Here is a 14,506-nt window from a genome sequence, read left to right as displayed (position 1 = left end):
ATTTAGTTGAGAAGCGGATGGCCATTTTTAGGGAGGTACATATGATGTTCAGTTCTGAATTTAAGAAATCGTCTTTCATCCGCGCTTCATTGTTCGCAAGCGCTGCTATCATGGCAGGGGTAAGCCTGCCCGTAATGGCGCAGACCGCTCCAGCAGAAGATGATTCTGCCAATGCAGAAATCATCGTAACCGCGCAAAAGCGTGAAGAGCGTTTGCAGGATATTCCGCTTGCTGTCTCCGTTGTTGGCGGAGAGGCTGTCGCCAATAATGGCGGCATCACCCTTGAAAATGCCCAGTATCTCGTTCCAAGTTTGAACTTCCGCAAGGCGGGTACGTCACTGAACCAGGCATTGTTCCTGCGCGGCGTTGGCACCATCAACTTCTCGATTGCTGCTGAGCCATCGGTCGCTGCTGTTCTCGATGGTGTGGTCTTGAGCCGTGCTGGTGAAGGCTTCACGGATTTGTTCGACGTTGAGCGTATCGAAGTTTTGCGCGGACCACAGGGCACATTGTTCGGAAAGAACGCATCCGCTGGTGTAGTAAGCATCGTGACGAAGCGTCCGACGGCTGAATATGGCGCGACGGTCGAAGGTTCATTTTTCACGAAATCCGAATATCGCGGTCGTGCGACGGTTAACTTGTCGCTAAGCGCCAATGTGCGTTCGCGCTTCACCGGATTTTACGGAAGCTATGACGGCAACATTAACAATTTGACCACGGGTAAAAAGGTCAATGGCTATGAACATTATAGTGTTCGCGGCGCGATTGAAGCCGACGTTAGCGAAAAAGTAATGCTGACGCTGCGCGCCGATTACCGTAAAGCCGATGACGATTGCTGTGCCGAAATTATTGGCAACACGCCAACCAACGCGGCCGCTCTGGCGCTGGTTGGAACTGGCTTTGATCGTTCGGACTCACGCAACATTCGGCAGAACCTCGTCACTGCGACGAAGGAAGAAAGCTGGGGCATTGCGCTGCAAGCAGACATGGAACTGGGCGAGCATAGCGTGACTTCAATTACCAGCTATCGTGGCTGGGATAACACTGAAATCCGCGACGGCGACTGGCTCGATCGGCCCTATGTTGGTTTGAACCAATTACATGATAATGGCCCGCAAACATCGAATACCTTAACTCAGGAAATTCGAATTGCTTCACCAACCGGGCAGTTCCTCGAATATGTCATCGGAGCATATTATTCGAAGGCGGAATCGGACCGGACATTCACGCGCAATGTGATCACATGTTCAGCATCAACGCTTGCTGCGGTGGTGCCGGGCCTCACACCTTGTTCAACGGCTGCGGGGGCGTCGACGATCACAACTCCTGCCGGAACGGCTGACTTTGGTTCGACATTCAAAAATATGTCGGTATTTGGACAGGCGACGTTGAACCTGTCCGAAAGTCTGCGCTTCATTGGTGGTCTGCGCTACACACATGACGAATTGGACGTGAACCATATTCGCCGTACATCCTTGGCGGGCCCAGGCGTACAACCAAGTTTTGACGCGGGCGTATATAATAAAGGTCTCGTGGCAACAGCCCCGGCAACAGGCTTTGTGGCCGGCGCGTCAAACGGTGTTCCCTTCACCACCAGCACCAGCAACAATAACGTTTCGGGCAAGGCAGCCGTGCAGGCTGACCTCACGCAAAACAATATGGCTTATGCAAGCTATACCCGTGGCTATAAAGGTCCAGCCTACAATATATTCTACAACCTAACGACGCCGGGCGCCGGTGTTATCGCACCGGAAACGGTCAACGCGTATGAAGTGGGATTGAAAAATACGCTTCTTGACGGTGATCTGATTGTTAACCTCGCGGCATATTATGCCAAGTATAACAACTATCAGGCAAACAGCCCCGATTTCGTGGCCGGTGTGCGTACCACGCGCCTTACAAATGCTGGCTCGGTTTCAACAAAGGGTTTCGAGGTTGATTTTGTTGCATCGCCATTGCGGAACTTCAGCCTTTCGGGCGGCGTTGCATACAACAAGGCACAGGTTGAGAATTTCCGTTTGCCACCAGGTGCCGATGCATCACAATTGGTCGCCAAGGGTACGCCTCTAGCGAATGCTCCAAAGTGGAAAATGTCGCTTGGCGCGCAATATGACATTGAAACTTCAGGTTTTGCGAATATCGAATTGGGAAGCCAAATCGCAATGCAGTCCGACCAAATTTACGAAGCAAGTGCGAACCCGGCTGTGCGCCTTGGTTCGACCGTAGATGGCTACGCGATTGTCGATTTGTCCGCAGCTTTGGTTGATCCGAATGATGGCTGGCGACTTGCGTTTCAGGTTAAGAACCTGTTCGACAAGAGTTTTGCATCTTCGATCGTATCGGGTGGTCCCGGTGGTGCATATCGCTACATCATCCCCCGCGAGGCAGATCGTTATTTTGGCGTAACAGCGAAAATCAATTTCGGCGCGAAATAACAAAAAGCCCTTTAGGCTCAAAAAAAGGCTGGAATCCACAATGGGTTTCGGCCTTTTTTCGATTTTTTGGGGAGGAGAAATTGGATGGCGCGAGATAATTGATGAAGTCCGCATCTCCCTCTCTATTGTGCCTTTTTGGGTTCAACCCGGTCGCGTGGTTGAGTTGGAACGTCTTTCGCGTTGACCAAGAAGTGGCGTGCGATGCGCGTGTCTTAGCGGTGAAAGGTGCCGAGGAACGCGTCATTTATGGACGGGCATTGGCGCGGACAGCGTTTGGCGGCGTGCCGATCTTTGCGACCGCACTGAATTCACCAAAAACTATCATCGAACGATTGAGGAGACTGAATATGAAAAATGCCAGCACGAAACGGCGCTTGTTTGGGAAAATCGGTGTTATGGCCGCCGCTGCTATTGTCCTGCCGCTTACAGCAACAGTTGTGCCCGCCGTGGTTGCACAGGATGCAACTGCTGCCGATAGCAAGGCCGAAGCGGTCAAGCGCGATGTCCGGATCATCAAGATAAAGCGCGACGGGAAAGAGGTCGATATCGTCGGCCATGACGGCGATAACAAAGATGTCACCAAGGTCGAACGTGACGGTAAAATCTTCATCTTCCGGACCGACAAGAAGCTGACGGAGGAGGAAGTCGAAAAAATGGTCGGCGAGGCTGAAGCGTCTGGCAAAGCGGCCGATGCGGCTATGGCCGAAGGCGCGCGCGGGATATTGGAACCCAAGCGGATCATCATAAAAGCCGCCGCCGATATACCTGAGATCGACATTCAAGAAATGACCGAAAACTGCACTGCCGCCGAGCAACCCGTCACTGCCGATGTCGAAGGTTCGGATGGTACGAAAAAGGCGCGCGTCCGCCTTGTAATGTGCGGCAAGGGGCAAGCAAAGATTGCCCGAATTGAAGCGATAAAAGGCTTGCGCGAGGCACGTAGTGAGATTGCTTCGGAAAAAGATATTCCCAAAGCCGTGCGCAAAGATGTGATCGAAAAGCTGGATCAAGAGATCCGCCAGCTCGAGGCGCAAACCGACAAGTAAATTGACTGGCAAACTATCACAGAACCTCTGGCTGCGCTTTTCGGTTCTAGGGTCAGAACTCTAATGGGGCGGTTTTTACGGGCCGCCCCTTTCTCTTTTGTCTGATATGCGCCATATCGCCGGAATGAAATGGCCCGACACCATCAAAGCCGGCGAAATTGAGCAGCATGAGCCACTTGTGCGGCGCGTTCTGGCGCCTAATGCCTCGCCTTATACCTATACGGGCACGCAGACCTGGATTGTCGGCAATAAGACGGACGTTGCTATCATCGACCCTGGCCCCGTTGGGAGTGGTCAAAGCGTTGGTGACCCCGCAGACATTCATGGCGAGGGCCATGTGGAGGCGATTTTGAGCGCAGTGGGCGACGCAAAAGTCACCGCGATCCTGTGCACACATACCCATCGCGACCATTCGCCAGCCGCTGCGCCCTTGAAAGTCGCCACGGGCGCGCCGATCATTGGCTGCGCGCCATTGGTGCTGCGCGATGATGGTCCGCGCGCCGACAGTGCCTTTGACCCTGATTACCAGCCGGATCGCATCCTTAAGGACGCAGAAACCATTTCAGGCGATGGGTGGACGCTAGAGGCCGTGGCGACGCCGGGGCACACCAGCAACCATCTCTGCTTCGCTTTGCGGGAAAGCGGGGCGTTGTTCACGGGCGACCATGTGATGAAATGGTCGACCAGCGTTGTCAGCCCACCTGACGGCGATATGAGCGATTATATGGCGAGCTTGCAGAAATTATATGAACGCGACGACCGCGTCTATTATCCGGCGCATGGCCCGGCGGTAAACAACCCGCGCCAGCTTGTGCGGGGAATGATTGGCCATCGCCGGCAACGCGAACGCCAGATTGTGACTTTGCTTGAGGGCGGTGAGGGGCACATTCCCAACATGGTGGCCGCGATGTATAAGGGTTTAGACCCACGCCTGTTTGGCGCTGCTGGGCGCTCGGTTCTTGCACATCTTGTCGATTTGCAAAATCAGGGGCGTGTCGCAGTACAAGGTGATGGTTGGCATCTTGTCACAGAAACGTGAAGGCATAGTGGCTGTTCCCAATATGCGTAAAAACCGATAAGAGCCTGAAGTTAGCCTTGTTTCGCGAACCCAAATCGACCACATAGGCGATCAATTCAGCTGCCGGAATAGGTTCGGCATGGCAAAGGTAGTACCGCATGAACGCCCCAACGCTCCGCGAAAATTTGCAAGGCCTTGATCTACTCGCAGAAATCAACCGGCTGAAAAAAGAACGAAATGCCGTCATTCTCGCGCATTATTATCAAAAGCCCGAGATTCAGGACTTGGCGGACTTCGTGGGCGATAGCCTTGAGTTGAGCAAGCGTGCGGCAGAGACTGATGCAGACGTCATCGCCTTTTGCGGCGTAAAATTCATGGCGGAAACCGCAAAGATTTTAAGTCCGCAGAAAACCGTCATTTTACCGGACATGGCCGCTGGCTGTTCATTGGAAGATGCGTGCCCGCCGGGTAAATTCAAGGCGTTTCGTGCGGCCCATCCTGATCATATCGCGCTGACCTACATCAACTGCTCGGCGGAAGTGAAGGCGCTTTCGGACATCATCGTCACCAGCAGCAGTGCTGAAACAATTCTGAGCCAAATTCCGCCAGAGCAGAAAATTATTTTTGGTCCAGACCGGCATTTGGGCGGCTATCTTGCCCGCAAGTTCAACCGCGAGATGCTGTTGTGGCCTGGTGTATGCATTGTGCATGAGGCATTTTCGGAAACCGAACTTTTGAAGCTAAAGGCGCAATATCCGGGCGTTCCTGTTGCGGCCCACCCCGAATGCCCGCCGCATATCATCGATCATGCGGATTATGTCGGCAGCACCAGCGGTATCTTGCAATATGCGCAGACGTTGGAGGGGGATACCTTGATCGTCGCCACGGAGCCGCACATCATACACCAGATGGAAAAGGCGGAACCAAGCAAGACGTTTATCGGCGCACCGGGTGCAGATGGTAACTGCGCCTGCAATATCTGCCCTTATATGGCACTCAATACGATGGAGAAACTATATCTCGCGCTGCGTGATTTGACCCCGCAGATCGAACTTGATGAAACAGTTCGATTGGGCGCAAAGAAAAGCCTCGACCGGATGTTAGAGATGGCGAGCGGAACCGTCGGCAAGGGCGATCTCGGTCGGGCGTGATGGGATGATGGCGTGGTGCATCAAATATCTACTCGCCTTCACCGTTATATCGATATAATACAGCCACGCGATGCTTTTCCGGCGATCTTCTTCAAATAAAAATACGGATATCGATGGTCGGCTTGCTGCTTTCGATGATAATTATGCGCAGCAATTTCCCGACGATCCGCAGCCATGGAATGATGCTGCTCCTGTGCCGGCTAAGCGCCTGTTTTTAGGCAAGACGCGCTGGTGGTGGTTCCGACGAACGGTCGCAGGCCTGATTGCGATGTTCGTGCTCCTCTTGCTTTGGCTAGCGATCACTGCACCATTATCAAAATCGCTTCAGCCGATTGCGCCGCCGCGGATTACATTGCTTGCCTCCGACGGCACACCTATCGCGCGCAACGGCGCAATCGTTGATCGACCTGTCGACGTTACTGAATTGCCCCCGCATGTAGTGCAGGCTTTTTTGTCGATCGAGGATCGGCGTTTTTATTCGCATTGGGGCATTGATCCGCGCGGCCTCGCGCGCGCAGCATGGTCAAACGTTTTTGGCAGCGGGATTACCCAAGGCGGCAGCACTATTACGCAGCAGCTTGCCAAATTCACCTTTCTGACGCCCGAACGTAGCCTCACCCGCAAGGCGCGTGAAATGCTCATTGCCTTCTGGCTTGAAGGGCGCCTGACGAAGGACGAAATACTCGGACGTTATCTGTCGAATGTCTATTTTGGTGACAATGTCTACGGCCTGCGCGCCGCATCGCTGCATTATTTTTATCGACAGCCGGAGCGTTTAACGCTGAGTCAATCGGTCATGCTGGCGGGCCTTGTGCAAGCGCCGTCACGCCTGGCCCCGACTAAGAACCCCGAACGTGCCGCAAAGCGCGCCAAGCTTGTTCTCAGGGCGATGGTGGCCAATCAGGCCATTACACAGGCCAAAGCCGATGCCACCCCCGTCGCACGGTTGGACGTGCGTGTCCGCGAGACATTGCCGACGGGTACATATTTTGCCGACTGGGCCATTCCGCAGGCGCGGCTGCTGACCGAAAGCGGATATTCCGACGTGCGGATAACCACAACACTAGACGCGCGTTTGCAGAATATTGCCCGCAAGGTTGTCGCCCGCGCGGGCGTTGGTAGCGCGCAAATCGCGCTGGTGGCGATGCGCCCAAATGGTGAGGTCGTCGCCATGGTTGGGGGCAAAAGCTATAAGCAATCCGCCTTTAACCGGGCTACGCAAGCCAAAAGGCAGCCCGGATCGACATTCAAACTTTTTGTGTATCTGGCGGCCCTTCGTTCGGGCATGACGCCGCAGTCGATGATTGCCGATACCCCCATTAATGAAGGCAGTTATCGACCGAAAAACTCTGGATTGCGCTACCGGGGCGACATCACATTGGAGCAAGCCTTTGCCCAATCGAGCAACGTCGCTGCTGTGCGGCTTTACCAAAAAGTAGACGGCAAAGAGGTGGAGCAAGCTGCGAAAGACCTTGGCATCCGCAGTCCGCTCACTTTGGACCCGAGCCTAGCGCTCGGAAGTTCAGGCGTCACTTTGTTAGAATTGACGGCGGCCTATGCGGGTGTGGCGGGCAACCAATGGCCCGTTGAACCACACGCCTTCAAACAAGAAGAGCAAGGCTGGATTGAGTGGTTGTTCTCCGGACCGCGTTCTTTCAGTGGACGTATGCACCGGATGTTGCTGGATTTATTGGGGGCATCGGTGAAGCAAGGCACAGGACGGGCCGCGCGGCTTTCGATTCCGGCCTATGGAAAAACCGGTACCAGTCAGGATAATCGCGATGCCTTATTTGTCGGCTTCGCGGGCAATCTCGTCGTCGGGGTATGGATCGGCAATGACGACAACAGCCCGCTAAGGGGTATTAACGGCGGCGGCTTGCCAGCGCGGATTTGGCGGGATTTCATGTCCCAGTCTATCCGCAATGCAGCGCCGGTGAACAGACCAAAAACCGTTGAGACGCCCGATCCGGAAGGTCCGATTGAACCGCTTGATCTTCTGGAGTTGCAAGAATTGCCAGTCGACATAGGCAATTCAGAAATACGCGTCGATCAGGGGCAGGGCGTGACCGTGAACACAGACGTGAATGGCGTTCCGTTTGAAATTACACTTGATCGCGATGGCGCCAATATTCAGCCTACGCCCAGCGCGGAACGTCCCGCGCCGGAACCACGTTGATGCGTGTTCTTTTCTGTCATGACTAAACTCATGCGATATTTTGCGGCGCTGTGCTTGATACTGTCTCCGTCATTCGCTGCACCTGCGCTTGCCGATGCAAGTGACATCAGCGCCGCCGCCCGTAGCGTCGTGCGAGTCATCGTATATAGTTCCACCGAAGGACAGCAGAGCATCGTGAGCATCGGCTCTGGCGTGGCTGTTGCGCGCGACAAAATCGTTACCAATGCCCATGTTGTTGAAATGGCCAGCGGTGATGACAGTGTGCAGATCGTCATCGTACCCTCCGATGGCACGCAAAGCTATCGTGCAAGAGTTTCGGCCAGCCTGCCGGGTAAAGACCTCGCCTTATTGCAATTGACGTCTGGCGCGCTCGTGCCTGCGAGCATTTTTGCAGGAACGCCGGAAGATGGCGCAGACGTATTTGCCATTGGTTATCCCGCGAGCGTGGATGTCGCCTTGGAACAGAGCGAAGCCGATGTGCTCCGTCCGCAGCAACCCGTAAAAACGCGGGGAACGGTCTCTTCTGGACGAACGTCCAAGTCCGTAGAATCGCTTTTGCATACAGCGCCTATTGCCCCGGGTAATAGCGGCGGGCCCATTGTTGATGCCTGCGGACGCGTGCTGGGCATCAATAGTTTCGGGTCCGTCCCTACGGATGGCGGTGCGGAATTTTACTTCGCGATATCTGCGCGCGAATTGTCGGCATTTCTTGCCAATCGCGGGGTCACGTTCCGCTCTGTGCGGGGGGATTGCCGGTCGGTCGCTGAGTTAACGCGCGCCGAGGCGGAGCTTGAGGCATCCACACGCGCCAAGATAGAACAAGAGGCGCGCGTTGCCTTAGAACTGCGCCGCAGCCGTGAAGGCAAGGTACGCAGCGATGCCGAACATGCCGTTATCGGTGAACGGGAAAACCATCTCGCACTCGCTGGGCTGTTGCTGGTTTTAAGCGCCGTCGCAGGCGGCGCTGCATGGCAGTTTTCCGAACGGGAGCAGCGGGATAGATTTAAGTCCGCCGTTGCCGCCGGCGCCGTGCTTTTTGTCATGGCGGTAGGAATTTTTGCAGCTCGTCCATCGTTTGACGAAGTCGACGATCGTGTCCGGGCTGCATTGACCGCTGATATGCCAGACGATGGCGTTTCCCAAAATAGTGCCGTTTCTGCCGAACCGCTGGCGAAGATTTGCGTGTTGCAGCCCCAACGCAGCCGTGTCACTATGTCCGACACCGCGGACGTCGAATTTACGTGGCAGTCCGATGGATGCATAAACGGACGAACACAATATGTCGAAAGCGGTGGCCGTTGGGTGCGCAGCTTTGTGCCCAATAATGACGCGCAAATTTCGGTTATCAGCTACGCTCCAGAAACCGATATCTACCGTATTGAACGTTTCTTGCCGGGCAATGATGCCATGCAATCCGCCCGTGCGGCACGGCAACTCTATGACGTAAAAACTTGCACTGCCGACCCAGAGCAACTGACCAACATTGAAAATATGAACAAGACCATATCGGCGCAATTACCGACCACGCCGAACGAGATATTGCTGTTCACATGCTCTGACCGTTGAATCTTGGATTGTGCGTCAGGACTTAGGGCTTATGGTGGCGACATGATCCGTTCGCTGTCGATTTTGTTGTTGCTATTGTCCGCAACACTTGCCGGATGCTTTGAAGGCGTCGACAATGAACGCGTCCGGGTTGATGTGATTGAAAATCGCCCTAGGCCTCTAAAAATATCCGCAACGCCGCTACCGTTGGCGTCGGCCTATCTGCGCGCTGCAACGGCGCAGGGGTTGGTGACGTTCGATGAAAAAGGACGGGTCGCGCCCGGCCTCGCCAATCGCTGGATCGTGACCGAAGACGGCATGAGTTATATCTTCCGCCTCAATAAAGGACGGTGGAATGACGGGCGTGAGGTCGAATCGAGGGAGGTTGCACGTCTTCTGACTGCCCGCATCCGGGAATTGCGTAAGGGACGCCTTGGTGCCGAACTGGGTGTTATTGACCGTGTCGTCGCCATGACGGGTAAGGTGGTAGAAATTAGGCTGAAGGCCCCAATGCCCTATCTGCTGGAATTGCTGGCCTTGCCCGAATTCGGGTTGCTCAGCAAAGGCGCCGGATCGGGTCCGATGCAGGCCAAGAAATTTGGACAGGTCATGCAGTTGCGGCGCAATGAAACCGATGACGAAGGCGGACAGGTCTTGGGCAATGCGATGGTAACATTGCGGCGTGGTGACGCATCCACGGTGATTGCCCGTTATGCATTGGGACAAAGCGACTTTGTCGAAGGTGGGCGTTTTGAAAGCTTCCCGTTGCTCGATGCGGCCAACATTCGGGCTGATCAAATCCAATTTGACGCGGTTCCGGGTTTATTCGGTCTGCAGGTGGTCAAGGACGGTCCATTTTTGTCCGACATAGCCAATCGAACGGCAATCGCCATGGCTATTGATCGCCCCAAATTGCTGACGGCGTTCGACATTGTGGCGTGGCAGGAAACGGTCACATTGGTTCCTGAAAGCTTACCAAATCGTGCGAGCATAAAGCGGCCAATATGGTCAACGCCGTCCGTGGAAGAACGCAGAACTATGGCGCGGGATACTGTTGCCAAATGGGAAAATGCCAATGGCGCCCTTCGGCCATTACGCGTGGCTTTGCCGCGTGGTTATGGCAGCCGGATATTCTTTGCGCGCTTGCGGGCGGATCTTGCAACAGTCGGCATTGATATTGAGCGTGTGACGGTGGACCGACCGCATGACTTGTTGCTCGTTGACCGAACCGCGCAGCAATCCAGTCCTATCTGGTATCTGGATCAGCTGTCATGCAAGTTTGCCACTATCTGTAGTGCGCGGGCGGACCAGATTGTGGCCGAAGCCCGCCGCACGACCGATAGCGCGGTTCGCGCGCAGTTATTGGGTGAGGCAGAGGCCGAATTGCAGACCAGCGTTGCCTTTATTCCCATTGCAAATCCTTTGCGTTGGTCAGTCGTCCGGCCCGGCCTATTGGGGCATTTCGCTAATGGCCGTGGCTGGCACCTGTTGCAATATCTTGGGCGTGACCCGACATAGGCGCAAAGGAGTAACTGCAGTGCCGATTTCGCAGGAACAATTTGCGCGTATTGCCAAGGATTTGCCAGCTATGGGTAATGACCCTCATGCCGTGCGCGCGCGCGTGGAAGCGCTTGAGAAGATATTGGAGCGTGCCTTCATTATCCCGGGCACGAAAATTCCATTTGGGTTGGATAGTGTGATTGGTTTTGTCCCTGTTTTGGGTGACTTGGTGACCGCGGCCATGGGCGCCTATATTGTGTGGGAAGGCCGCAATCTAGGCATGTCCAAATGGCAGCTTATCCGTATGAGCGCAAATATCGGTGTGGATACCGCGATTGGCGCAATCCCTTTTGTCGGCGATGCTTTTGACCTTGTCTGGCGTTCCAACAGCCGGAATCTAAGGATAATCAAAAAACATCTCGACAAACATCATCCCGCAACGCGGATTATTGAGGGTTAGGCCTAACGCCCGCGCCAAATTTTGATCTGCGCTGTAGTTGGGGCGCCGCGGGTAAATGCCGGACACCGCCGAGGTTTGAAATCCTTGCCAAGACAGATGCGCACTTCTTGAAGCCAGCCCTTGGCATTGCTCTTAACTGCTATGGCGTCGGCTGGCAGGCCTTCATTCAGATCGGCCAATCGTTCAGCCAGCACTTGCACCGTCAACGGCGTCCCGCGCTCGGGTTCGCGGGACAGTCGTGCCATGTCGGGAAATTCAATCGCGTGGAACAGCAAACGCCCTGCCCCGAAATAAGCGTCAGGGCTATTAGTCATGCAACTGCCATGCTTTGCCCATTGATGCTGCAGCAATTGCGGAGCGGGGCTGAGACAGATATTGTCTGTGACTGTCCGCCGGGGCAGAACGCCAACCGCACGGCAATATTGCGGGTAGTTGGCCCCTTTGGTTTCAGGCCACAGCCCATGCAGGATAAAGCCAAAGTCGCCCATTTCGCCTGAACATTGGAACCGTGCAGCAGGGTCGCGCGTCCGCCCGCGGCAATATTCCGGGCTCCAACTCAGTGCCAACACATAGCCGTCTATTGCCGTGCGCCTTATTTGGCCGGACGGCGGCAATTCCAAGGCCGGACGTGGAAGAAATCGTGGTGGTTGACATTGCCAAGCTTGCGCCGTGGTCGGTGCAGGTTGGAACGCTGCCACGATGCCTAAAAAAGCAAAAAGCCTAAGCCTGCGCAAAATCCAGCCCGATGTCCGCCGCCGGTGCGCTTTGGGTGAGGCGGCCAACCGAGATATAGGTAACGCCGGTCTCTGCCTTGGCGCGGATCGTTTCCAACGTCACCCCGCCCGATGCCTCGGTCGGCACACGGCCAGCGATCAGCTTTACCGCTTCCCGCAACATATTCGCGTCCATATTGTCGAGCAGCAAATGGCTTGCTCCCGCCGCCAGACCAGGCTCGATCTGGGTGATGCTGTCCACCTCAAGAATGATGCGTTCAACCCCAGCATTTTTCGCGCGGGCAACGGCTTCCGCTACACCGCCTGCAACGGCAACATGATTGTCCTTGATCATGGCTGCATCCCAAAGGCCCATGCGATGGTTCGTAGCGCCACCTAAGCGCGTCGCGTATTTTTCAAGCAGCCGGAGACCGGGAATGGTTTTTCTTGTGTCCAAAAGGGTGCAACCTGTTCCAGCGATGGCATCGACATATTGCCGTGTCATTGTCGCAATCCCCGAAAGATGCTGCACGGTATTCAACGCCGAGCGTTCTGCGGTGAGCATGGCGCGGGCATGGCCCCTTAAGCGCATGAGGTCGGTGCCCGCAGGCACTTGTGCGCCCTCTTCGACCAATAAATCTATCTCCATCAAAGGGTCGAGCGCTTGGAAAAATGCGACTGCGATCGGCAGGCCAGCCACGGTTATGGCATCGCGGCTGTCCATGACCCCGTCGAAACGGACATCGGCCGGAATGACGCTTTCGGATGTCACATCTCTGCCCGTCGGACCCAAATCTTCGGCCAGCGTCGCACGGACGAAAGCGTCGATATCGAATGAAGGAATCTGAAAAGGCATATTGCTGTTATCCGGCCTGAACATGATTGGCGACTATGCCCCAAATATGGGTAAGTTCGCTATCGCCAACAATAACTGAAAACCTTTTATCGAGGGGTCAATAGCCCATCAGGCTCATGACTTCCCTGCGGCTCGATTGATCGTCTAGGAAACAGCCAATGAGCTTTGATGTCACCATGCCAACGCCGTGCACCTTCACCCCGCGCCCGGTCATGCAACCATGCTGCGCTTCAATGACAACCGCAACGCCTTCTGGCTTCAAATTTTCCCAGATGCAGTTCGCAACTTCGGCCGTCAGGCGTTCCTGCACCTGAAGGCGCTGGGCGAAGCCGTGCAAAACGCGCGCAAGTTTCGAAATGCCCACAACCTTATCGGTTGGCATATACGCAATCGACGCCTTGCCGATAATGGGTGCCATGTGATGTTCACAATGCGACTGGAAGGGGATGTCCTTAAGCAATACGAGCTCATGATATCCGCCGACTTCCTGAAAGGTGCGCGACAAATGCGCTGCGGGGTCTTCGCCATAGCCAGCGCAATATTCGCGCCACGCGCGGCCCACGCGCGCGGGCGTATCGAGCAGGCCTTCGCGCTCAGGATTATCGCCTGACCAGCGGATGAGTGTGCGAATGGCGTCTTGAACGTCATCAGGAACGACAATTTTGCCATTCTCACCGATTTCGTCTTCATAATGGATATGTGCGATGGGAAATACCTTTTCGGGCTTGTTCATCTTTAGGCTCCGGCAGGCAATGTGCCCACCTCTTCAGCGTTTAAGATATTTCGGCCTGCCTTTAAAAACTATACGGACAATAGCCCATACGGGCCGTATCACAATACATGGCGATATAGCCTCAGAAGCTGGAATGCTATTTTTTGCTGAAAAAATCAGCCAATCGCCTGACCGGTTTTGGCCCAATCGGCCAAAAAGCCCTCAATGCCCTTGTCCGTCAGGATATGTTTGAACAGGCCTTTGATAACCGACGGCGGCGCAGTCATCACGTCAGCACCAATTTTCGCGGCTTCAAGAACATGGACACCGTGCCGGACGCTCGCGACGAGGATTTCGGTGTCAAAAGCGTAATTGTCGTAGATCAAACGAATGTCGCTGATAAGCTGCATACCGTCAAAGCCATTGTCGTCATGGCGACCAACAAAGGGCGATACGAATGTCGCACCAGCCTTTGCCGCCAAAAGCGCCTGATTGGCAGAGAAACATAAGGTCACATTGACCAATGTGCCTTCAGAGGTAAGTGCCTTGCACGTTTTCAGTCCGTCGATGGTCAATGGTACCTTGATGCAGACATTGTCGGCAATCTTCCGCAGGATTTCGGCTTCCTTCATCATCGTCGCATGATCTAGCGCAACGACTTCTGCCGATACCGGGCCATCGGTCAGGGCGCAGATTTCGCGCGTGACTTCAATAAAATCCCGGCCGGATTTGGCGATCAACGAGGGGTTGGTGGTCACGCCGTCGAGCAAACCCGTCGCTGCCAAATCCTTAATGTCGGCAATGTCAGCGGTATCGGCAAAAAATTTCATAGGACTATTTCCTGATTGGAGATTCGGTTTCATGTCTCTTGGCAAAATATCGGCCAAAACAACA

The 14,506-nt window shown here is 54.8% G+C and carries 12 protein-coding genes; 8 read left to right on the top strand and 4 right to left on the bottom strand.

From position 1 onward, the window contains the following. The first annotated feature begins 41 nt into the window (after positions 1–41). The 8 genes from Q0O33_RS02155 (at position 42) to Q0O33_RS02120 (ending at position 11,331) form a co-directional block, all read left to right on the top strand. Positions 42–2,435 (top strand): TonB-dependent receptor, encoded by a 2,394-nt coding sequence (locus tag Q0O33_RS02155; protein WP_295495422.1) that lies wholly within the window; start codon positions 42–44, stop codon positions 2,433–2,435. Between the two features lie 101 nt (positions 2,436–2,536). Further along, a complete protein-coding gene (locus Q0O33_RS02150) occupies positions 2,537–3,481 on the top strand; it encodes a M56 family metallopeptidase (protein ID WP_295495418.1) in 945 nt (314 codons plus the stop codon). Between the two features lie 124 nt (positions 3,482–3,605). Beyond that, entirely contained in the window at positions 3,606–4,520 is a 915-nt protein-coding gene (locus Q0O33_RS02145; protein WP_295495728.1) for an MBL fold metallo-hydrolase, read from the top strand. Positions 4,521–4,657: 137 nt separating this feature from the next. Beyond that, positions 4,658–5,650 carry a quinolinate synthase NadA gene (nadA, locus tag Q0O33_RS02140; RefSeq protein WP_295495415.1) on the top strand — a complete coding sequence of 331 codons (993 nt, stop codon included), beginning with the start codon at positions 4,658–4,660 and terminating at the stop codon, positions 5,648–5,650. A 70-nt stretch (positions 5,651–5,720) separates the two neighbouring features. After that, positions 5,721–7,826 (top strand): transglycosylase domain-containing protein, encoded by a 2,106-nt coding sequence (locus Q0O33_RS02135; RefSeq protein WP_295495412.1) that lies wholly within the window; start codon positions 5,721–5,723, stop codon positions 7,824–7,826. A 54-nt stretch (positions 7,827–7,880) separates the two neighbouring features. Next, entirely contained in the window at positions 7,881–9,392 is a 1,512-nt protein-coding gene (locus Q0O33_RS02130) for a serine protease (protein WP_295495409.1), read from the top strand. A gap of 42 nt (positions 9,393–9,434) precedes the next feature. After that, entirely contained in the window at positions 9,435–10,889 is a 1,455-nt protein-coding gene (locus Q0O33_RS02125; protein ID WP_295495406.1) for an ABC transporter substrate-binding protein, read from the top strand. Positions 10,890–10,908: 19 nt separating this feature from the next. Next, the gene (locus Q0O33_RS02120) at positions 10,909–11,331 is read left to right on the top strand and encodes a DUF4112 domain-containing protein (RefSeq protein WP_295495403.1); all 423 of its coding nucleotides are present in this window, start codon (positions 10,909–10,911) and stop codon (positions 11,329–11,331) included. A gap of 2 nt (positions 11,332–11,333) precedes the next feature. Here Q0O33_RS02120 and Q0O33_RS02115 read toward each other — a convergent pair whose 3' ends face one another. The 4 genes from Q0O33_RS02115 to fsa form a co-directional block, all read right to left on the bottom strand. After that, positions 11,334–11,900 (bottom strand): ribonuclease T, encoded by a 567-nt coding sequence (locus Q0O33_RS02115; protein WP_295495725.1) that lies wholly within the window; start codon positions 11,898–11,900, stop codon positions 11,334–11,336. A gap of 151 nt (positions 11,901–12,051) precedes the next feature. Then, positions 12,052–12,900, bottom strand: a complete 849-nt coding sequence (nadC, locus tag Q0O33_RS02110) for a carboxylating nicotinate-nucleotide diphosphorylase (protein WP_295495400.1) — start codon at positions 12,898–12,900, stop codon at positions 12,052–12,054. Between the two features lie 97 nt (positions 12,901–12,997). Next, positions 12,998–13,633, bottom strand: coding sequence for a GTP cyclohydrolase I FolE (folE, locus tag Q0O33_RS02105; protein ID WP_295495397.1), 636 nt, complete (start codon positions 13,631–13,633; stop codon positions 12,998–13,000). A 155-nt stretch (positions 13,634–13,788) separates the two neighbouring features. After that, the gene (gene fsa / locus Q0O33_RS02100) at positions 13,789–14,442 is read right to left on the bottom strand and encodes a fructose-6-phosphate aldolase (RefSeq protein ID WP_125229735.1); all 654 of its coding nucleotides are present in this window, start codon (positions 14,440–14,442) and stop codon (positions 13,789–13,791) included. Positions 14,443–14,506 lie beyond the last annotated feature (64 nt).

This window comes from Sphingorhabdus sp. EL138, from assembly GCF_945862485.1.
Taxonomy (GTDB): domain Bacteria; phylum Pseudomonadota; class Alphaproteobacteria; order Sphingomonadales; family Sphingomonadaceae; genus Sphingorhabdus_B.
This window is presented reverse-complemented; position numbering and strand designations above follow the sequence as displayed.